This window comes from Sorangium sp. So ce887 (genome assembly GCF_051521455.1).
GTDB lineage: Bacteria > Myxococcota_A > Polyangia > Polyangiales > Polyangiaceae > Sorangium.
Genome location: NZ_CP150354.1, coordinates 7,151,751 through 7,171,126, shown reverse-complemented (window position 1 = coordinate 7,171,126; position 19,376 = coordinate 7,151,751). Strand labels below are relative to the sequence as shown.

Below are 19,376 nucleotides of genomic sequence, written 5' to 3'. Positions count from 1 at the left end.
AGGCGCGTCAGGGGCTCGGCAGCGGTGGAGGTGGCAGCACGCCTGCCAGGACCCCTGGAGGGTGGAGCACGCCCGTATCGGCCGGTGCACCCACGACGGAGCATGGACCTGGACGAACGTCAAGCGAGAAGCGCCCCCTGGCTCACACGATTCGGCTGGAGCTTCTTGGCAAAGCTCTAGCACCACTGTGTCACAGCCGGAGGGACTGGAGCCTGGGGACCTCGGCGTGTCGACGGTGGCAGCTGGGGCACCGGGGCAGCCAGCGGGTCAGCACGTGGGCGGTCGCGAGTCGATAGGTGGCGAAGGAGTCGCTAAAATGGCGCTCAGGCCGCGAGCCGGAGCGGCGCAGGGCTACGCGTCCGTTCGGCCGAGGGGGAAAAATGCCGCGCGCGTTCGGCGACAATGAACGCGTAGCAGCTCAGGGCGACGGTCACATGGTGGTGCCAGCCGGGGAAGCGCCGGCCTTCGAAATGATCCAGCCCGAGCTCGCCCTTCAACTCCTCGTAGACCTTTTCGGTACGGTAGCGCTCCTTGTAGATGCGCACGATCTCCCGCCGGGACATCCGGGCCGGCAGCGTTGTGAGGGCGAACTTCGTCGGCCGACGTTCTCCGTCGAGCCACTCGATCAGTAGCCAGACCCGCTCGTGGTGCGCGATCGGAATGCCATCGCGGTTCGCTACGCGCACCCGTCGCAGTGCAAAGCGCGACGAGAGCGTGCGTCCAGTCCCTTCGCGCCACGCAATCCGACGAAAGGCCCGGCGGCCGAGCCGTCGCCCCAGCTCGCCCACGCTCACCGGGGTGCAGTGCTCGGAGTCGCTTCCGCCGAGCAGCACGACTTTGGTGCGGGCTTCGATCCCCACGGCGTAGTCGAGCCCGAGCAGGCGCACGGTTTCCCGGAACTCATGGGCGTTGCCGTAGAAGGGGTCGGCGAGCACGATGTCGCCGGGGATCCCCTCGCGCACAGCGCGCTCGAGCATGCCGAGCGCCAGGTCGATCTTGCTCTTGTACTGCACGGACGCAGGAATGCGGGCTTCTTCGTCCGCTGTGCCGCAGGCCGGCACTCCGATGAGCGCGACCATGGCCAAGCCGATCCTGGTGTGCATGTGCCACCTCCACGCGACGCGATCTGTCGGGCGCGGCATTGCGTTGCGAAGGGCATGCCAGGGATATAACGAGCGCGTGCGTCACATCGGCGGGCTGCCACCGGGGCCGTCTACCGGCCTGCCGCACCGTTCGATCGCCTGCGGCCCGATCACTGACCGCGGCGTGCAGCATCTTCGTCGATGAGCTCGCGCGCTGGCAGAAGCAGAAGTCGACCGAACGCGGCACGCCCGGCGGCGAGACCGGCTCGGTGACCTTCGTGCAACGGTTCGACTCCACGCTCGGGAGCTTCGTGCACTTCCACCTCGTCGCGCTCGATGGCGTATTCACTCGAAAGGACGGTCCCGAGGTCGTTTTCCACGAGGGCCCTGCGCCCTCGCGCGACGACATCGCCGCTGTCGCCGCGCGCGTCGAGAAGCGCATGATGCGGTGGCTGCGGCGGAGCAAGCTCGTGGACGACCGGCTCTGCGGCGCATGACGCCTCCAGGGAAGACGGCCGGAAGTTACCACGGCGCGCTGCGCGGATACGCCCCGCTGCTCGCTGGCGGGGACGACGCGAAGGAGACCGGGGTGAAAGGCTGCTGTTCGTGTATCCTGCAGCGACAATGTGCTGCACCTTCTCCCCCGCGAGGCTCTCCAGCACCCTCCTCTATGCCGGCGATGCGCGGTGGAACGGCCTTTACGTCCACGTCCTCGCCTACCAGAACACGGCGTCGACCTCCGGCCCGAACGCCATGATCCTGCCGATTCCGGCCACACGGCTCGGCCCGCAGAATGCGGTCGACACGCGCCCGTTCCGCACCTTCCTCGAGGACATCCGCGAGGCGACGCGCCGGCCGATCCAGCCAAGCTACGGCCCGCCGCCGTTCGCCGCGGCGCCCGCCGCCCGGGCCGTGGTCTTCGACGTGGGCAGCTATGCGGTGGTGCTCGCCGAGTCGCCGCGCGCGGTGCTCTCCGTCCTCGGGCAGGTCCCGGAGCCCAAGCGGCCTGCGCTCAACGACCGCATGCTTCAGGCGTTCGAGGCCTACTACCCCGACTGGCCGGTGGCGGTCTGTTGCTGGAACGGCAATCTCCAGCCCGAGCCGCTCCTGTGGTGGTACGAGCCCAGGTACCCGGAGTGGCTGTTCGCGCCCGCGCTCGACGCGCACGACGGCAACCCGCCCGATCTCGGGGCGACGGTCGAGGTCGATCACCACATCGCCTTTGGCTCGGCCCTGAAGCCCGAGGGCCTGCCGGTCCGTTACCGCGATGATGCGGTGGCGCACCGGCCGCTCTTGCCCTCGAGCGTGCACGGCACGAAGCTGCAGTCCCGGATGAGCAACGGCGATTTCTGGTCGCGGCGCGACCAACTCGGCGGGCCGGCGCTGCGTTGCGTGCCGGGCGACAGGGCGGGCGCGCCGATCGCGCTGAACGGCTGGGAGGGAGCTCCACCGCCGTGGCTACCGCCGGAGCCCAGGGTGTGGAACTGGAATCCGCCGCCGCCCCGCCCGCCCATGCCGCCGCCTCCCGACGGAAAGAGGTACTGCTCGACCTGTGACTTCGTGCTCGATGCCTCGGCGAAGCTCTGCAGCACCTGCGGAGCGTGGATCGATGTCGAGGGAGCAGCCCAGAGCTGAGCTCGGCGGCCACGGGGCACCGCGGCTCCTCGGGTTATCTTCAGGCCGACGCACACGCCATCCAGTACACCAGTTGCCCGCAGGCTGTGGAGTGAACGCGGCCTCCTCGATGCATGGATAAGTTGCTGATACAGCGTCACTTCGTCGTGACCGTGCGACCCGATCCGACCGACCCAGGGCGTTCGTGGGCGCCTCTCCACCGGACCGCGTGCTACCGTCGACCGCGAAACGCGCGCCAGGGGAGGCCTCGGCGCTCGAGGAGGCAGGGATCATCGATGATGGCGAAGAGAGTGGCGCTGGTGACGGGTGCGAGCACGGGGATCGGCCGGAGCGTGGCGGAGGCGCTCGCCCGGAATGGCTACGTGGCCTTCGCGGGCATGCGCGATCCCGATGGCAAGAACCGGGCGGCGCGCGACGAGATGGCCGGCTCGGCGGCCGCAGGGGTCCCGATCGAGGCGGTCGAGCTCGACGTGACGGACGACGCGTCCGTGGTCGCGGCGGTCGCGACGGTGGTGGAGAAGGCGGGGCAGATCGATGTGCTCCTGAACAACGCGGGCAACAGCCTGGCAGGGCTGACCGAGTGCAGCAGCGTCGAGCAGCTGCGACGGCTCTTCGAGACGCACGTCTTCGGGACGCAGCGCGTCTGTCGCGCGGCGTTGCCGCACATGCGCCGGCGAAGGACGGGGGTGCTCGCCTTCACATCCAGCATGGGGGGGCGCATCGTCCTGCCGAACGCGGTGCACTACTCGGCGGCCAAGGCCGCGATGGAGATGATTGCCGAGGGCTACAAGCACGAGCTCGCGTCGTTCGGGATCGACGTCGTGATCCTGGAGCCGGGCCTGGTCCAGACCAAGATCTTCGACAACATCTGGTTGAACGACGACGAGGCCCGCGCCGCCGAGTACGGGGCGCTCGGCGGCCTGGCGCTCACCGGTGTCGAGATGGCCAAGGCCATGACGGGGCCCGACCCGGCGGAGCTCGCCGGCGTGCTGCTGGAGCTCCTGAAGATGCCGCACGGCCAGCGACCGCTGCGCACGACGTTCGGCATGGACGCGGCGGCGGTCGGCCCGGTGAACGTCGCCGCGGACGAGGCGACGCGGGCGCTGCGCGCCATGTACGGGGGCTAGACATAAGTTTGCCTGGTCCACCTGCTGCGCCGACCGTTGAGCCCTCGGCCGGTCGTCTTCCCACTCCGAGGGCCGTCCGTGAGGAAATGGCCTCACGGCGGCGCTCGCCGGGCGACGGCCGTCGTCGATCGGATCAGGGGCAGTACGTGCGCGTGGAGCGGCACACGTCGTCGCCGCAGAAGCACGAGTACCCTGGGCGGCAGTTGCTACACGGATCCTCGTCGGGGGGCGGCGGCGGCGGGGGCGGGGGCGGCAGCGGCGGCGGCGGCGGTGCGGCGCCGGTGGGGCAGTTGTCGGCTTCCGGGTCCGGAAGATACGGCATGTATCCCTCGGCCGCGAGCGCGACCACCTTGTTCATCACGCGCCGCCCGCATTCGCTCCCGTCCGTGAGGGCGGTCCACCAGCTGCACCCGACCTCCGCGACCTTGTTCTTTTGCCACCGGCTCGGTTGCGGCATGCAGCTCGTGTCTTCATAGCGCTTGGCCGCGTAGAGCTCGACTTCGACACCATCCCAGTGCCTGTCCGGATCGATGTGGCACAAGAGCGGCGGATCGCTCGTCGGCTGCCACTCGGGGCGGGTCCAGCTCGAGCAGTCATCGGGGTACGACAGCTCGAACCCAGGCTCCCGCTCCGTTGCGCAGCACGTCTGGCCGCATGCATGGGGGCCGCACGTGGTGCACGACGGAAAAGCGCCGGGGCAGCCGCCGAACGATGATGTGAGCCCCATGGCATACGCGCCCTCGAACGAGCCCAGGGCATCCCCCTCCGGCTCGGCCGCGACGGAGGCCCCTTCGTGCGCCCTGGCGGCCGGATCCGCGCCGGGTGCTCCGGCGAGCGCGACCTCGGACGACGCGGGCAGCGCGTCGACCTCGGTGGTGCATCCGGATGCCGCGAGTGAGCCAAGGATGACCGAGGCCGCAAGGAGCCTCGAGAAAGCAGCACCACGCTCAATGGTACCGAGTTTCATGAGCGGTGTTCTCCTGGTGAAGATTCATGTCCGAGTGGCGCACGGAGGGCATGTCATCGGTGTATGCTGCGTAACACGTCACGGCACCATCCGCCATGTCAACGGTCATCGAGGACCGCACAAACAGACGAGCCCGATCATTATTTTTTTTGGCGTTGACAATCCGTCGCCAAGCGCGGGAGCGCCTCTCGGCGGCGAGCCCGCCGTCCATCAGCAGGCGCATCTGCGCGACCATCTGCAGCGGGCAAGCTCGGCGTCGGAACGGCCGACTTCTCAGCGGGGAACCTGGAGGTGGTCAAGCGAATCAACCAGCTGATCGAGCCGGGATTGGATAGTAGCGAAGCGTGTCAAGCGGCTCAAGAGATACATGATTTGGCTGAACGATGCGCGCGAGCATTGAAAGGAAATGATAGGGTGTAGCTCTCGCCCTGACACTGCTCACCGGTTGGCGGCGCGCGGCGCGCGGCGCGGGCCGCCGTCTCCCCCTGCTTGAGCTCGACCATGACGCAGGCAGCGGAGCCATCGATCGCCCGCTCGGTGTGGGGAGCCGCGCCGAGCGCTGGCACGTGGGGCTTTAGAACACCAATCATGTTGAAACCCGGAGAATTTTCACAGGGAGGCGAGGAGGCGGGGAGGAAGAAAAGAATCTCTCCCTCTCGCCGTCTCTCGCTCCCCGCCTCCTCGCCTCCCTGTGAAATTCCTGCTTTTTCTCGGGGTTTCAACCCGTTTGTCGCTCTAGGTAGCAGGGTCTGCGGGACCGGGAAGGGGCCGGGCTAGCGGTTGCAGCACACCACGTGCGTCTCCCCCGGCTCCAGCTTGCCACCTTCGATCGTGGACACCGTGCGCGGTGCAGGTTCCCACCGCGCGTGGTGCAGGGCCGATCGTTCGGATGTCCTCGGTGTGGTCTCGACCCGGCGCGGAGGCTCCTCGGAAGCCGGTGGACCGGTCGCGACCTATCCATTTGTATGAAAAAATTCAATTTCTTCGGTTGGGACCTTCGTTCAGGCGTGAAAAGACCACCGGCGATGGGTCGCGGCCTTTCCGCGGCCTCGTAACGAGCGCCGGCGATGGTCGTGACCTCCGTGGCACCTCCTTTTCAGGCGGCCGGGTTGGTCTCGATCCGTCGCAAACCTGCGGGCCGCCTGACGAGCTCTGCCGCGTCGCCGTCTCCTGACCGGAGACTCTGCACCCCGGACGAGGAGGTCTTTGCGATGTTGAAGCACTCCAACCCCGCCGCATCGTCTCAGGAATCCTGGCAGGAGTTCTGCCCCGCGGTTCTAGGGCTCTTTGGCTGCCGCGCGCGCCTGCTCGACCCGGCGCACGCAGGCCTCCCGGCTGGCCCCGGCGGCGGCCTCGGACACGCGCAGGAGCTCCATCCTCCGGTCGAGCGGCATGCAGTAGGTGGTCGCGGCCCACAGCTTCGGGTCGTCGACGCCGCGGAGCTCCTCGAGATCGGTCCACACCCGCACCACCCTGTCGTCCGCCGCGGCCACGATGCGCTGGCCATCCGGGCTGAACGCCACGGCGTTGATCGGCGAATCGGAGGCGCGGAGGACCAGCGGCTCGCCCGTGCCGTCGGCGTTCCACACCCGCACGGTGTTGTCCTGCGCTCCGGTGGCGATGCGCTTGCCGTCGGGGCTGAACGCCACCCCCAGCACCCAGTGCTCGTGACCGCGGAGGACCAGGGGCTCGCCCGCGCCGTCGGCGCGCCACACCCGCGCGGTCCTGTCCCATGACGCGGTGGCGATGCGCTGGCCATCGGGGCTGAACGCCACCGCGTTGATCCCGCCGTCGTGACCACGAAAGACGGTCGGCTCGCCCGCGCCGTCGGCGCGCCACACCCGGGCGGTGTTGTCCGACGACCCGGAGACGATGCGCTTGCCATCCGGGCTGAACGCCACCGAATAGACCCGATCCTCGTGACCGCGGAGGACGAGGGGCTTGCCGCTGCCGTCGGCGTTCCATACCCGCACCGTCCTGTCCCATGACCCGGTGGCGATGCGCCGGCCATCGGGGCTGAACACCGCCGAGTAGACCTGATCCTCGTGACCGCGGAGGACGAGGGGCTCGCCGGCGCCGTCGGCGCTCCACACCCGCACGGTCTTGTCGGCGGACCCGCTGGCGATGCGCTGGCCGTCGGGGCTGAACGCTACCGAGTTGACCTCGTCGTCGTGACCGCGGAGGACGAGCGGCTCGCCGGTGCCGTCGGCGTTCCACACCCGCACCGTCCTGTCCAGCGACGCGGAGGCGGCGCGCCGGCCATCGGGGCTGAACGCCACCCCGTAGATTCGATCCGTGTGGCCGCGGAGGGCGATGGGCTCGCCCGTGCCGTCGGCGTCCCACACGCGCGCGGTCCTGTCGTGAGACGCGCTGACGAGGCGGTGGCCGTCGGGGCTGAACGCCACGGAATAGACCTGATCATCGTGACCGCGAAGGACGAACGGCTCACCCGTGCCGTCGGCGTTCCATATCCGCACCGTCTCGTCCTGCGATCCGGTGGCGATGCGCTTGCTGTCGGGGCTGAACGCCGCCGAGTAGACCCGATCGGTGTGGCCGCGGAGGACGAGGGGCTCGCCCGTGCCATCGGCGTTCCACACCCGCACCGTCCTGTCCCACGACGCGGTGACGATGCGCTTGCCATCGGGGCTGAACGCCACCGAATAGACCCGATCCTCGTGGCCGCGGAGGACGAGGGGCTCGCCCGTGCCGTCGGCGTTCCACACCCGCGCGGTGCGGTCCTGCGCCCCGGTGACGATGCGCTTGCCATCGGGGCTGAACGCCGCCGCATAGACCTGATCCGTGTGGCCTCGGAGGACGAGGGGCTCGCCGGTGCCGTCGGCGTTCCACACCCGCGCGGTCCTGTCGGCCGACGCCGTGACGATGCGCTCGCCATCGGGGCTGAACGCCGCCGACTGGCCCCAGTCCTCGTGACCGCGGAGGACGAGGGGCTCGCCCGTGCCATCGGCGTTCCACACCCGCGCGGTCCTGTCGGCCGACGCGGTGACGACGCGCTCGCCGTCGGGGCTGAACGCCGCCGAATAGACCACATCCGTGTGGCCGCGGAGGACGAGGGGCTCGCCCGTGCCGTCGGCGTTCCACACCCGCGCGGTCTTGTCCCAGGACGCGGTGACGATGCGCTTGCCGTCAGGGCTATAGTCCGCGTCCAGCACCCCGTCCGGGTGGACGAGCACCGCGCGCGAGATCCTGCTGTACAGCGCCCAGCGCGCGAGGACGGCCCACCCCCGCGGCTCGTCGGGCGGCTCGACCTCGCGCAGGAGCGCGAGCACGCTCGTGGGGTCGGCTTGCAGCTCGCGCGCCGCGGCCACGCGGGTGGCGTTGCGCGCGCGCAGGGCCTCCCGATCGGCGCGCGTGGCCTGCTGGTCGGCGCGGACCGCCAGGTACGACACCGTGACCGCGAACGCCGTGAGCGCGGCGATCACGCCCGTGGTGAGCCGCCGGCGCAGGCGGCGCGCCCGCTCGCAGTGGGCCACGACGGCCAGGAGGTAGCGCTCCTCGCGGCCGCCGAGCCCGGCGCGCCACTCGGCCCCCTGCTCGGCGCGGCGGCGCGCGTACCAGGCCCGGGCGTCCTCCGCCGCACGATCGCGCCAGAGCAGCCCCTCGGCCTGCCCGCTCGCCTCCCACTGCTGGGCCGCGGCGCGGAGCCGGGCCAGGAACTCGGCGTCTTGCTCGCTCTCGGCGAGCCACTGCCCGAGCCTCGCCCACCGATCGATCAAGGCGTCGTGCACGAGCTCCACGGTCGTGCCCTCGCGCTCGCCGCCGGTCTCGATGAGCAGGAGCCGCGCGCCGGCGAGGTGCTGGACCACCTGCGCGATCGCCTGGGCGGCGTCCCCCTGGCCGTCCCGCGAGAGCTCGCGGAGCTCCTCCATGCGCACGACGGCGCGCGTGCGCTCGGGCGTCACGAGGCGCAGGAGCACCGCCCGGGCCAGCTGCTGCTCGGCGAGCGGCAGCGCCGAGAGCACCGCGTCCGCGTGGGCGGACAGGGCGCCGGCCACGCCGCCGAGCCGCTCGTAGCTGTCCCGCGTCAGGATCCGGCGCTCGCGATCCCGCGCCTCCCACAGCTTCGCGGCCGTGAATTGCAGGAGCGGCAAGGGGCTCCGGGTGCTCTCGAGCGTGCCCAGCATGTGCTCGACCATCTCCGCGGTCTCGAACCGGTGACCGGTCGCCTCGGTGGGCCGCGTCAGCGCCTCGTGCAGGCCGTCGCGCGCCATGGGCGGCAGGAACAGGAGCCCGCGGGTCACCTCGGTCATGAAGTGGTGGTCGTCGGCGATGCGATCGAGGAAGTCCGAGCGGATGGCGAGCAGGACGCGCAGCGGCGACGAGGCGTCGTCGGCCGCGCCCGCGAGGCAAGCGACGAACGCCGCCCGCACCTCGGCGGCGACGCCGAGCGTGTAGAGCTCCTCGAACTGATCGACGAAGAGCAGGATGCGGTGCCTCCTCCCCTCCCGGCGACAGCGCGCGCGCAGCCGGGCACCCAGGCGGCCCGGCTGGGCCTGCAGCGTGGCGACGAGCGCGTCGTGATCGGGGAGCTCGGACGAGCTCGTCGCGCCGGCGGACTCCGCCTCGGCGACCTGCGCGAGCACGTCGACGAGCGCCGACAGCGGGCGGTGCCCCGGGCGCAGGATGAACGCTTCCCAGCGGTCCCCCGAGCGCTTCAACGCCGGGATCACCCCCGCGCGGACGAACGACGACTTGCCCGCCCCCGAGGGCCCGGCGACGGCGACGAGCTGCTGGTTGCGCAGCCGCGTCACGAGGGCGGCGACCTCGCGCTCGCGGCCGAAGAAGCGCGGGGCGTCGGCCTCCTGGAACGCGGCGAGGCCGGCGAACGGGTTCTCGTCCTCGCCCAGATCGAGCGCCGTTCGACCGGGCAGGAGGGCCTCGAGCTCGGCGAGGAGCTCCCTGGCCGAGCCGATGCGCTCGTCCGGGCGCTTCTTCAGGCAACGGTCGATGAGGGCGCCGAGCGCGCCCACGTCCGAGCGCCGCTCGCTGGCGAGCGGCATGGGGAGCTCGAGGTTCACGATCTCCACGAGCCGCGCGGCCGAGAACGGGTCGAGCGGGTGCGCCCCCGTGACCAGCTCGTGGAGGATGATGCCCGCCGCCCAGAGGTCGGAGCGAGCATCGATGTCCCCGCCCCGCAGCTGCTCGGGCGACATGTACCGGGGCGTGCCGAGGACCGTGCTTTGCCCGTTCGGCCGAGCGCCCCCCGCGAGCACCCTCCGCACCCCGGTGAACATCGAGATCTTCTCGGCCTCGATCTGCTTGGCGATGCCGAAATCGAGCACCTTGATGGCCCCGGTGTCCTCCAGGAGGATGTTCTCCGGCTTGAGATCGCGGTGCACGATCCCGAGCTCATGCGCGCAGATCAGCGCGCGGACCACGGGGATCATGAGCTCGACGGCCAGGCTGGGCGACAGGGGGCCGGGCGGCGTGTGCGCGACGGGCGACCCGGGCGCGCTGGGGTGCTCGCGATGCGCCATCCACTCGCGCAGCGTGCGACCCTTGACGTACTCGAGCACGAGATAGGGATGTCCGTGGATCTCGTCCACCTCGTGGATGACCACGATGTTCTCGTGCCTGCAGCGCGCCGTGGCCCGCGCCTCGGCCAGGAAGCGCCCGGTTCCTTGCCAGCTGTGCTCGCGGAGGAGCTTGATGGCGACAAGGCGGCCGAGCCGCGTGTCGCGGGCCAGCAACACGACCCCCATGCCGCCCTGGCCCAGCTTGCGGATGATCTCGTAGTGCTTGATGGTGTCGCCGACGTCCGGGGGCACGAAGCCCCCGAGGGCGTCCGCCGGCGTCGTCGGCGCCTCCTCCGTGGGAGGCGCGAGCCCGTCCATCTCCGGCGTCTCCACCTCCTCGGGGAGCGCGCCCGCCGCGGGCGGCTCGGGCTGCCGCCGTGCCGGCGCCCCCGAGCCCCCGCCCTCCGTCGTCTCCGCGCCGAGGGGCGCGCCGAGCTCGACGGCGCCTGCCCGGCGGAGCCCGCCCGGCTCGCAGGCGTCGAGCTCGCGCAGGAGGCCCTCGGCCGTGACGGCCCGCTCGCCGGCCTTCTCGGTCGTCGCCCGCCGCAAGATCGCGCCGATCGGGTGTCCGAGGAGGGCGGGGGGGATCCGGACCGGCCCGCGGCTCTCCTGCTGGAGACCCTCCCTGTCCGGAGGGCTGGCCCGGTCCACGCGCCTGCCGGCGAGGCACTCGAGAAACATGAGCCCCCAGGCGTACAGATCCGAGCGCACCGTCGGCGAGAGCCCCTGGAGCTGCTCGGGTGCTGCATAGGCCAGCGAGCCCAGGGGCTCGGTGCCCGAGGGGGGCGCTCCACCCCGGCCGCTCCGCAGGCTCGCGGCCACGGCGGCGAGGCCGAAATCGAGCACCCGCGCGTCGCGCCGCCCCGCCGAGGGCACGATCATCACGTGGCTCGGCCTGAGCGCCCCGTGAACGATGCCCTGCCGGTGCGCGCAGGCCAGCGCGCCGAGGACCTGCCGCATCAGGTGCCGCGCTTCCTGCAGATCGAGCGCGCCGTGCTCCGCGAGCAGCTCGGCCAGGCTCTGCCCGGGCACGAGCTCGCAGATCGTATAAAGCTGCCCTGTGTCCGTCTGCCCCCAGTCGATGAGCCGGACGATGTTGGGGTGCTGGAGTCGCGCGCAGCCACGCATCGCTTGCAGGGCGCGCGCGCGGTCGCCGCGCGCTGGATCCGCGGGATCTCCGTCCGGGGCGAGGGGCATCAGCGTGAGGGCGATCGGCTGCCCGCTGTCGATCTGTCGCCCGGCGTAGACGGCGCCGAGGCTGCTCTCCCGGAGCAAGGAGAGGAGCTCGTAGCGGCCCTGGAACACCATCCCTGGAGCGAGAGTCTCCCGGTTCATCGCAACCCCTCCGGTGGCGGCCGCCTCCCCGCGGCGGCTTCGGGCGGAAGGCGCCGCACCACGAGAGCATCGCGACGATCGCGGCTGTCGAGCTCGTTCAGCGCGTGCGCCGGCAGAGCTCGACGATGTGGTCGGTCCGATGCTCGGGCGGCCGATGTCGCTGCCCACCATTTCATAAAGTGGCCCCCGCGCGTCGTCCGGCGCCGGCGCGCTGCCAGCGCGTAGAGCGCAGCGCCGAGCGGGCGACCCGCGCGCTGCCAGCGCGTCGAGCGCAGCGCCGAGCGGGCGACCCGCGCGCTGCCAGCGCGTCGAGCGCAGCGCCGAGCGGGCGACCCGACCCACGTTGACGGCGCCGCGGCAGATCGCTAGACGGCGTGCCGATGCCCGAGCCGTCCGAGACCCCATTCGACCTGCTGGGCGGCGAGCCGGCGGTGCGCCGGCTTGTCGAGCGCTTCTACGACCTGATGGCCCGCGACGAGCCGGCGCTCGCGCGCCTCCATGTGTGCGACGAGCGCGGCCAGGTCTCGCGGGAGAGCCGCGACCGCTTCGCGCTCTTCCTGATCGGCTGGCTGGGCGGCCCGCAGGACTACATCGCGGCGCACGGCCACCCGCGGCTGCGGATGCGCCACGCCCGCGTACCTGTCGATGTGGCAATGCGCGACGCCTGGCTGCGCTGCATGCGCGCGGCCATGGCCGAGCTCGGCGTGCCCGCGGAGCTCCACGCTTTCCTCGACCAGCGCTTCGGCGAGGTGGCGGACTTCATGCGCAACCGACCGGGCTAGCCGGTCTGCGTCCGTCCGGTGAGCGCCCGCCGCTGCTGGCGCGGGTGTTGCAGTCAAGCTCACCATGAAGAAGCAGAAGAAGAACCCGCCGGCGAAGACGACGACCCCGCAGGAGGCGCCGGCCCCGGTCGTCGAGAGGAAGGCGACGGAGTCCTCCGAGGGGGATCCCGTCGGCGGTGCTGCCAAGGGCGCGCTCATCGGGGGTCTCCTGGCAGGCGGCGGCGGCGCGGCCGTCGGGGGCGCAGCCGGCCTGATCGGCGGCGTGCTGGACGACGGCGACGACGACTCCGGCTGGTAGTCAGACCACCGACACGTTGCGACACGTTGATCGAGCGAGAAACGAACCGCCAAGAGCGCCAAGACAGGGCTCTATTTCTTGGCGCCTTGGCGGTTCGAAATGCTGCTCTCTCCCGGCGGTTTCAACCCGTTTGTCGCTCCAGCCAGAGCGCCGATCCGCTTGAAGACCGAGAATGAACCACAGTGGACACCGAGTCGCACGGGATGAGCGCTCGTGGGCCGCGGCACTGAATAGGGCCCCGTCGATGCATGGGTCGATTATCGATATATCGTCACTTTTCCACGAGAGTGAACGAATCTGACGGATCTGAGTTCCATGATCGAACCCACGCGTGCAACGTGACTGTACGCAGAAACCGCAGAACGGACGCTGCACGGCAAACCACGGCAAACCACGGCAAACGCAAACGGCCACGACTAAGAAAAGAGTCTTGACATTCTCCTCCTGTTTGTGAGAATGCTCTAATCTACCTTGGCGGTCAGGGCCGCTTCGGCGGGTGCCGCAGCCGGTTGCACGATCGCTCAAGGGTCGACTCCGAGTGTGGCTACTGCCGGGGTTGCTTGCTTCTTACGGCTGCACGTCCGAGTTGTTCTTGCTTTTTCTGAGTTGATGCTCGGCCCCATCACACGGGGTGTTCGCATGTGAGCATCTGTCCGACAAACATCGTGATTGCCAGGCATGTGGTCGGCGCAGGCCCGCGTGTGGTTCTGTGATCACCGGGATTACCGGGATCACGGGCACGCTGGTCGGAAATTTTGAACTTTAACCGATAGAAGATCGGAGGGCTCGCAGGCATCTCGATGGTTCAAAACTCCATCTCGAGCAGATGCCCGCGACTCACCCGGTCCGAACATGGAGAAATCTTAAATGCGCATCGTTCCCTTACTTGGCTACCTCTCCGCTTCGATCGCATGCAGCCTGCTGGCGTGCAGCGTTGACAGCATCGTGGACGAGGACATCGAGCTTCTGGACTCCGCGTTGAACAGCCCGGACGGCACGCTGTCCGCGGATGTCGCACTTCAGTCGCAGTGGTCGGGTGGCTACTGCGCGAACGTGACGGTCAAGAACATCAGCCAGCAGAACACCACGAGCTGGCGCGTGGGGATCGCGCTCAACGGCTCGACGGTGAACAACCAGTGGAACGCGACCTTTGCCTCGTCGAACGGGCAGCTCACCGGCTCGAACCTGGGCTGGAACGGAGCGCTGCGGCCGAGCGCCTCGACGACGTTCGGATTCTGCGCGACCGGCTCCGGCAAGCCTTCTGTCGCATCGGTCACCGGCAGCGGAGGCTCCAGCACTTCCGCGTCGTCGAGCAGCAGCTCGACCTCGTCGAGCAGCAGCTCGAGCGCGTCGTCGAGCAGCAGCTCGAGCGCGTCGTCGAGCAGCAGCTCGGGGGCAGGCGGCGCGGGCGGGGCAGGCGGCGCGGGCGGGGCAGGCGGCGCGGGCGGCTCGGGCGGCTCGGGCGGCTCCTCCAGCACGTGCACGGCACCCGACCAGTCGGTCTGCAGCAATCTGACTGGCACCCACTGCGGCTTCACCTTTGAGTACTGGAAGGACTCAGGGAGCGGATGCCAGATCAACACAGCGGATGGCTTCAGCGTCGATTGGAACAATATCAATAATCTGTTGGGTCGTAAGGGTCTGAGGCCTGGGTCAAAGAATCAAATCGTGACCTACGAGGCCGACTACCGGCCGAACGGCAACTCCTACCTGGGCGTCTATGGGTGGACGAAGAGCCCGCTCGTGGAGTACTACATCATTGATAGCTGGGGCAGCTGGCGTCCGCCGGGCGGGGAGGGGCGCATGGGCACCGTCACCAGTGATGGCGGTACCTATGACATCTATCGGACCCAGCGAGTCAACCAGCCTTCCATCGAAGGCAACAAGACTTTTTATCAGTTCTGGAGCGTCCGTACCGCGAAGCGCACGAGTGGAACCATCTCTGTCGCCAACCACTTCGATGCATGGCAGCGCCTGGGGATGACTATGGGGAACCTGTACGAGGTCTCGATGGTCGTGGAAGGGTATCAGAGCAGTGGGAGCGCTGACGTGAGCGTGTCGATGAAGTGAGCCCTGGGCCTTGAGCCTCCGCTGTGGGCAGGGGGCGAGCCGCGCTGACTCACGGGCGGAAGGCAACCTCGCCCTGCTTGACTCGATGGCGCGACGCAGGGGGGGGCGGAGCGCATAAGCATACGAGCCAGATCACGGCGCCCGTCTCCTCGACCAGGAGGGTCTTGGGGGCGGACGCGCCGGGGCAGGGTCACGACGGCGCGGCATCGACCTCGATGGGTCGGCTGGCCAGGAAGTCGTCCAGCAAGGTGCGCAGCGCCACCGACTGGCTGGCGGCCCGGGGATACAGGGCGGCCGCGGCGCGCGCCCTCTTCGCCTTCCGCATCCGTCGCGGCGGGCCGCTTCCAGTCAGATGCCGGCCCCGCGCACCAGAAGGACCATCCCCGTCCCCATCACGGCGGCGCCGGCATAGCGCAGCCCCCGCGACAGGGACTCTCGACCGGCGGCGAGCTCGCCGAGGACGAGACCGCAGAGATGAAGCACGGTCGTGCTCAGCAGAAAGCCCATGGCATACAGCGCCGGGCTGACCGCATGAGGCATCTCCAGGCCGTGGGCATGTCCGTGAAAGACACCGAACATCGCCACGCATCCGGAGAGCAGGAGCGGTGAGGAGCCACGGGTCGTGGTGACGATGCCGAGACCGAGCGCCGCGACCGACGCCGCGATGCAAAGCTCGCCCAGGGGCATGGGCCATTGCGCCATTCCCAGGAGGCCGCCGACCAGCATCGCGGCGACGAACGTGGCGGGGATCCGGAGGATGTGCTTTCCGCCGAGCTGCGAGCTGACGACACCGACGCTCACCATCGCGAGCAGGTGGTCCGCGCCGAACACCGGATGGAAGAGGCCCTTCAGAAATCCCGCATCGGCGCCGCCCGGGTGCGCCCAGCTCACGGAGGGCCACGAGACGAGCGTGGCGACGAGCAGGGCGCGCGCGCCGGGACATGAAGCCCATCCCATCGTCTTTTGCATCGTGGATTTCATGAAGCGCCTCTCCTCGTCAGGCGTTCGCCACGCGCGCTGCCGTCGATGCAGGATCGCTGTGGAAGAGCTTGTAGGCGAGCGCCGCGAGCAAGAGCTCGGTACCTGCGATGAGCACGTTCGGGTAGAGCGGGACGCCCGCGACGACCGGGAGCGGCACGTCGGGTCCCGCGAGCAGGCTGGTCCCCGGGATGAGCCACGTAATGTAGAAGAAGGGCGTCCAGATGATGACGACGATCCAGGCCGCCACGTTGAACCCGACCTGCGGCTCCATGGACCGCCGCCACATCATCCACAATCCGACGATCGTCACGCCACACAGGATGAGCAGCATGAGGGCGTCATGAAAGCGCGCATGCTCATGCCATGCAGGGTTGAACAGGTGGGTTTCATTCCAGTCCACGCCGACAGCGACGATGGCGCCGCTCGCCAGAACGAACGTGAGAACGACTCTTCCCAGGGTACTTCGGTTCATGGTGATAGGCTCCTGACTCTCGTTGGTTGAAAATAGCCCGCTTCCCTCATCCGCGCGGCCACCTTGCGTTGAAATTCATAGTAACGGTGGAGCGTGGCCGCGGCGCTGGCTGGGACAGTATCGATAGATTGCTGCGCCAGGCTCTCCCGCGGGGCCCGTGTCGTCTCGTCGACGTAGATGAGATTTGCGTCTTGGCGAAACCTACCGCGCGCCATCCGGCATTGGAGGCGTCCACGGCGCTGATCGAGGCCGGCAGGTGTCCGGCCACGTGGAGCCCCTGGTTCCTTGCCTCGTCAAGGATCGCGAGCGGACCGGCCCTGTCCGCACATGATTATTCATGGGCTCTCCGCGGTGAATCACGAAGACCATAGCCGCCCATTCACTAAAATAACAATATATTGATCCAATCGATCGATTTGATCTACTGATGGATCCATGGTACGGTCGAATGTCGTGGACCTACGACACCTTCGCTATTTCCTGGCCGTCGCCGAAGAACGCCATTTTGGCCGCGCCGCGCAGCGACTGCACATCGTTCAGCCGGCGCTGAGCATGCAGATTCGGGCGCTCGAAGACGAGATCGGCGGCGCGCTGTTCGTGCGGACGAGTCGGCGCGTGGAGCTGACCGAAGCCGGCGCATTGCTGGTCGTCGAGGCGCAGCGGGCGGTCGCGCAGGCGGAGCGGGCCAAGGAGATCGTCCAGCAATCGCTGCGCGGCGACATCGGCAAAGTTCGCATCGGTTACGTGGGCAACGCGATTCTCACTGGCAAGATGACGGACCACCTGCGAGCGTTCCGCAAAGCCCATCCTGCCGCGGAGATCGAGCTGCGCGAGATGCCACCTTCGAGGCAGGCGGAAGCCGTGTTGGTCGGCGAGGTTGACGTCGGCTACTGCCCGGCGCTCGCTCTCAAGGTAGATCCGCGGTTGAGCGTCCAACCGATCGGCGCTTGGCCGCTGGTGGTCGCGATGGCAGAGGACCACACGCTCGCGGCGCACAGGCGCGTGACGCCGAAGATGCTCGCCGGAGAGCCGCTCATCATGTTCCCATCGGAGGAGGCCGGTGGCGACGTGCTGAAGAGATTGATTCTCGTGCTAGGACGCGAGCCGCGCCGGGTCCACCGCGCCGACACCACCTTGAGCATGCTGTCGTTGGCCGGCGCAGGCCTGGGCGTGGCGCTGGCTCCAAAACCGCTGATTCAGGTGAAGGTTCCCCGCATCGTCTATCGTCCGTTCGTCGCGCCGAAGAACGTCTTCGCCGAGCTGCTCCTGATCGGCCGCGCTGACGAGACCGCCGGCGCTGTACGCGCCTTCGTGAAGCTAGCATCCGGCTCCTCGGATCGGGCCACCTCACGGTCGTAAGCTCCCTTTCGTCGATGTCGTCATGCACGCACAGAATGGATTCGATATCCAGCATATCCCGCGAGCGATGGGCCGCCGCATCCTCCCGCTCGGGAGGCAGGGCCGCGCTCGTGGGCCTGTGCAGCCACGAAGACGGCACCGAGCTCGTGTGGAACGAGCTCGGTCACCTGCGAACGGGCGAGGTCGGTCAGGTCCTAGAGCACGCCGTCGGGCGGATGCTCCGTAACCTCCGGCGGCACGGGCATCTCGAGATCGAGCACGACGTCGAGGAGGACGACGAGCCCGAGGCCGCGCTCTGTGCCTCCGCCGTCTCGGGACGAGAGCCGCCCGCCGGCCCGCAATGGCTCCGCGGGCTCTCGTCGTATTGTCCGAGCGCGCTCGCGTACGACAAGCCGCTGTGCGCTGCGCTCGATGGCTTCACCTTGCACGCAGCGACGCGCGCCGGTGCGCACCATGCCGCGGCGAGGGAGGCGCTGCTGCGTTACGTGCTGCGACCCCCGATCGCAAACGAGCGCGTCGAGCCGCAGCAGGACGGCCTGGTGCGGCTGTCGCGGAGGCGCGCCTTCGCTGACGGGACTGTCGCGGTGGACATGGATCCGCTCTCGCTCTTGTGCCGCCTCGCGGCCAGCGTTCCGCCGCCGCGCTTTCACACCGTCAAGTACGCGGGCGTGCTCGCGTCGGCGAGTCCATGGCGCAAGCGCATCGGACCGCGCCCTGCGAAGCCAGAAGAGTCTACGAAGGCGGACGATGACGCCGCTCCGAAACGCAAGCGTGGCGGCTATCGGGCGGTCGACAAACCGCGCCGAGCTCTTGCGCCGCACATGTGCGATCGATGTCCTCGAGTCTCGGTGACGCCGTATAGCGTCTCGCGACGCGCCTCCCGGGCCCTACAAGCAGTGGGGCACGGTGTTTGGAGATGCGCCGTGCCTCGGGGCGCTGGTCGACCGCTTCGCCCAGCACTGCCACGTCCTCGACATCGACGCCGACTCGTGGCGCGACAAGGAGCGGCTGGAGAAGAAAGGCCGCACGCCCAGGCCGCGGCGGTGACGACGCGGAACCCGGGCGCGGTCTCGTCAGCCGACGGCGAGATCGCGTCCGGAACCCGCGGATCGTGATGGCCGTCTACAGGCCTTCCCTCGCAGCGCGGGGGGCCCTATGACGGCGGCATGATCGAGGGGATCAGCGAGGCGGTCATCCAGCGACCGCCGGAAGCCATCATCGACTTCGTGACGGACCTCCATCGGTACAAGCTTGCCGACTGGAAGATCGGCCGCGTCCTCGGCATGCGCCGCGAGGGCGACCGCATCTGGATGCGCCACGACGGCAAGCTGCGCGGCCTCCCGGGGCCGCCGGTGACGCTCGAGATGACGATCCTTGGCCGCCACGCGGTGCGCTATCGCAGCCTGCGCTCGTTCCCCGCTTGCCTGTTCCTCACCTTCGAGGGCGGCTTCGATCTCGACGAGACCGCCGTGGGCACCCGCGTGGTGCATACCGAGCGCTTCCGCTTCTTCGCGCCGTGGCGCTGGGTGATGGATCCGTTCCTGCGTGAATGGCTGGCGAGGGACGTGCGCGAGGAGATGGGGCGGCTGAAGACGCTGATCGAGGCAGAGCACCTCGCGCGCCCGGCGCAGCGCGCTTTCCCGATGAACAATGCGAAACCGGCTCCCTGACCGCAGCTTTCTGTACGATCCACGCGCCCTTACCCCGACGCGCCTCCCCGGACGGCTTTCCACC

General features: G+C 69.2%; 15 protein-coding genes and 1 pseudogene. 10 read left to right on the top strand and 6 right to left on the bottom strand.

Annotated features, from left to right (window positions below; all coding sequences use genetic code 11):
* Nucleotides 1-323: 323 nt before the first annotated feature.
* Complete coding sequence (locus WMF36_RS26550; protein WP_437573552.1) at nt 324-1,103, bottom strand: IS701 family transposase; 780 nt, start codon at nt 1,101-1,103, stop codon at nt 324-326.
* 38 nt (nt 1,104-1,141) lie between these two features.
* Here WMF36_RS26550 and WMF36_RS26545 point away from each other — a divergent pair, with 38 nt between their 5' ends.
* From WMF36_RS26545 to WMF36_RS26535, 3 genes are all read left to right on the top strand, one after another.
* On the top strand, nt 1,142-1,579 hold the full coding sequence (locus WMF36_RS26545; protein ID WP_437573551.1) for a hypothetical protein: 438 nt from the start codon (nt 1,142-1,144) through the stop codon (nt 1,577-1,579).
* Between the two features lie 127 nt (nt 1,580-1,706).
* On the top strand, nt 1,707-2,717 hold the full coding sequence (locus WMF36_RS26540) for a hypothetical protein (protein WP_437573550.1): 1,011 nt from the start codon (nt 1,707-1,709) through the stop codon (nt 2,715-2,717).
* A gap of 275 nt (nt 2,718-2,992) precedes the next feature.
* Entirely contained in the window at nt 2,993-3,844 is an 852-nt protein-coding gene (locus WMF36_RS26535; RefSeq protein ID WP_437573549.1) for an SDR family NAD(P)-dependent oxidoreductase, read from the top strand.
* 133 nt (nt 3,845-3,977) lie between these two features.
* On the opposite strand, the gene WMF36_RS26530 is transcribed toward WMF36_RS26535, so the two are convergent.
* Together WMF36_RS26530 and WMF36_RS26525 are read right to left on the bottom strand one after the other, a co-directional pair.
* A complete protein-coding gene (locus tag WMF36_RS26530) occupies nt 3,978-4,811 on the bottom strand; it encodes a hypothetical protein (RefSeq protein ID WP_437573548.1) in 834 nt (277 codons plus the stop codon).
* Between the two features lie 1,277 nt (nt 4,812-6,088).
* Nucleotides 6,089-11,680: an nSTAND1 domain-containing NTPase gene (locus WMF36_RS26525; protein WP_437573546.1), complete on the bottom strand. Its 5,592-nt coding sequence runs from the start codon at nt 11,678-11,680 to the stop codon at nt 6,089-6,091.
* Nucleotides 11,681-12,060: 380 nt separating this feature from the next.
* Here WMF36_RS26525 and WMF36_RS26520 point away from each other — a divergent pair, with 380 nt between their 5' ends.
* The 3 genes from WMF36_RS26520 (at nt 12,061) to WMF36_RS26510 (ending at nt 14,830) form a co-directional block, all read left to right on the top strand.
* Nucleotides 12,061-12,462 (top strand): group II truncated hemoglobin, encoded by a 402-nt coding sequence (locus tag WMF36_RS26520; protein WP_437573545.1) that lies wholly within the window; start codon nt 12,061-12,063, stop codon nt 12,460-12,462.
* A 64-nt stretch (nt 12,463-12,526) separates the two neighbouring features.
* Nucleotides 12,527-12,760 (top strand): hypothetical protein, encoded by a 234-nt coding sequence (locus WMF36_RS26515; RefSeq protein ID WP_437573544.1) that lies wholly within the window; start codon nt 12,527-12,529, stop codon nt 12,758-12,760.
* An 867-nt stretch (nt 12,761-13,627) separates the two neighbouring features.
* Entirely contained in the window at nt 13,628-14,830 is a 1,203-nt protein-coding gene (locus WMF36_RS26510; protein ID WP_437573543.1) for a glycoside hydrolase family 11 protein, read from the top strand.
* A gap of 190 nt (nt 14,831-15,020) precedes the next feature.
* Here the strand turns inward: WMF36_RS26510 and WMF36_RS26505 are convergent, their stop codons facing one another.
* The 3 genes from WMF36_RS26505 to WMF36_RS26495 are packed head-to-tail and all read right to left on the bottom strand — an operon-like array spanning nt 15,021 to nt 16,283.
* On the bottom strand, nt 15,021-15,155 hold the full coding sequence (locus WMF36_RS26505) for a hypothetical protein (protein ID WP_437573542.1): 135 nt from the start codon (nt 15,153-15,155) through the stop codon (nt 15,021-15,023).
* Nucleotides 15,156-15,178: 23 nt separating this feature from the next.
* On the bottom strand, nt 15,179-15,811 hold the full coding sequence (locus WMF36_RS26500) for a HupE/UreJ family protein (protein ID WP_437573541.1): 633 nt from the start codon (nt 15,809-15,811) through the stop codon (nt 15,179-15,181).
* Nucleotides 15,812-15,827: 16 nt separating this feature from the next.
* Nucleotides 15,828-16,283 (bottom strand): DUF6640 family protein, encoded by a 456-nt coding sequence (locus tag WMF36_RS26495; RefSeq protein WP_437573540.1) that lies wholly within the window; start codon nt 16,281-16,283, stop codon nt 15,828-15,830.
* A 453-nt stretch (nt 16,284-16,736) separates the two neighbouring features.
* Between WMF36_RS26495 and WMF36_RS26490 the strand changes: the two genes are divergently transcribed.
* From WMF36_RS26490 to WMF36_RS26475, 4 genes and pseudogenes are all read left to right on the top strand, one after another.
* Entirely contained in the window at nt 16,737-17,642 is a 906-nt protein-coding gene (locus tag WMF36_RS26490) for a LysR substrate-binding domain-containing protein (protein WP_437581965.1), read from the top strand.
* Between the two features lie 14 nt (nt 17,643-17,656).
* Nucleotides 17,657-18,265: pseudogene (locus tag WMF36_RS26485) on the top strand (transposase); the annotation flags it as partial.
* A 235-nt stretch (nt 18,266-18,500) separates the two neighbouring features.
* A complete protein-coding gene (locus tag WMF36_RS26480) occupies nt 18,501-18,689 on the top strand; it encodes an ATP-binding protein (protein WP_437581964.1) in 189 nt (62 codons plus the stop codon).
* A gap of 119 nt (nt 18,690-18,808) precedes the next feature.
* On the top strand, nt 18,809-19,312 hold the full coding sequence (locus tag WMF36_RS26475) for an SRPBCC family protein (protein WP_437573539.1): 504 nt from the start codon (nt 18,809-18,811) through the stop codon (nt 19,310-19,312).
* Nucleotides 19,313-19,376: the final 64 nt, after the last annotated feature.

Excerpts from the sequence above, each read along its gene's own strand:
- WMF36_RS26505 (WP_437573542.1), bottom strand. The coding sequence starts at position 15,155 with ATGCGGAAGGCGAAGAGGGCGCGCGCCGCGGCCGCCCTGTATCCCCGG.
- WMF36_RS26530 (WP_437573548.1), bottom strand. The coding sequence starts at position 4,811 with ATGAAACTCGGTACCATTGAGCGTGGTGCTGCTTTCTCGAGGCTCCTT.
- WMF36_RS26525 (WP_437573546.1), bottom strand. The coding sequence starts at position 11,680 with ATGAACCGGGAGACTCTCGCTCCAGGGATGGTGTTCCAGGGCCGCTAC.
- WMF36_RS26515 (WP_437573544.1), top strand. The coding sequence starts at position 12,527 with ATGAAGAAGCAGAAGAAGAACCCGCCGGCGAAGACGACGACCCCGCAG.
- WMF36_RS26540 (WP_437573550.1), top strand. The coding sequence starts at position 1,707 with ATGTGCTGCACCTTCTCCCCCGCGAGGCTCTCCAGCACCCTCCTCTAT.
- WMF36_RS26550 (WP_437573552.1), bottom strand. The coding sequence starts at position 1,103 with ATGCACACCAGGATCGGCTTGGCCATGGTCGCGCTCATCGGAGTGCCG.
- WMF36_RS26500 (WP_437573541.1), bottom strand. The coding sequence starts at position 15,811 with ATGAAATCCACGATGCAAAAGACGATGGGATGGGCTTCATGTCCCGGC.
- WMF36_RS26495 (WP_437573540.1), bottom strand. The coding sequence starts at position 16,283 with ATGAACCGAAGTACCCTGGGAAGAGTCGTTCTCACGTTCGTTCTGGCG.
- WMF36_RS26535 (WP_437573549.1), top strand. The coding sequence starts at position 2,993 with ATGATGGCGAAGAGAGTGGCGCTGGTGACGGGTGCGAGCACGGGGATC.
- WMF36_RS26520 (WP_437573545.1), top strand. The coding sequence starts at position 12,061 with ATGCCCGAGCCGTCCGAGACCCCATTCGACCTGCTGGGCGGCGAGCCG.
- WMF36_RS26475 (WP_437573539.1), top strand. The coding sequence starts at position 18,809 with ATGATCGAGGGGATCAGCGAGGCGGTCATCCAGCGACCGCCGGAAGCC.
- WMF36_RS26510 (WP_437573543.1), top strand. The coding sequence starts at position 13,628 with ATGCGCATCGTTCCCTTACTTGGCTACCTCTCCGCTTCGATCGCATGC.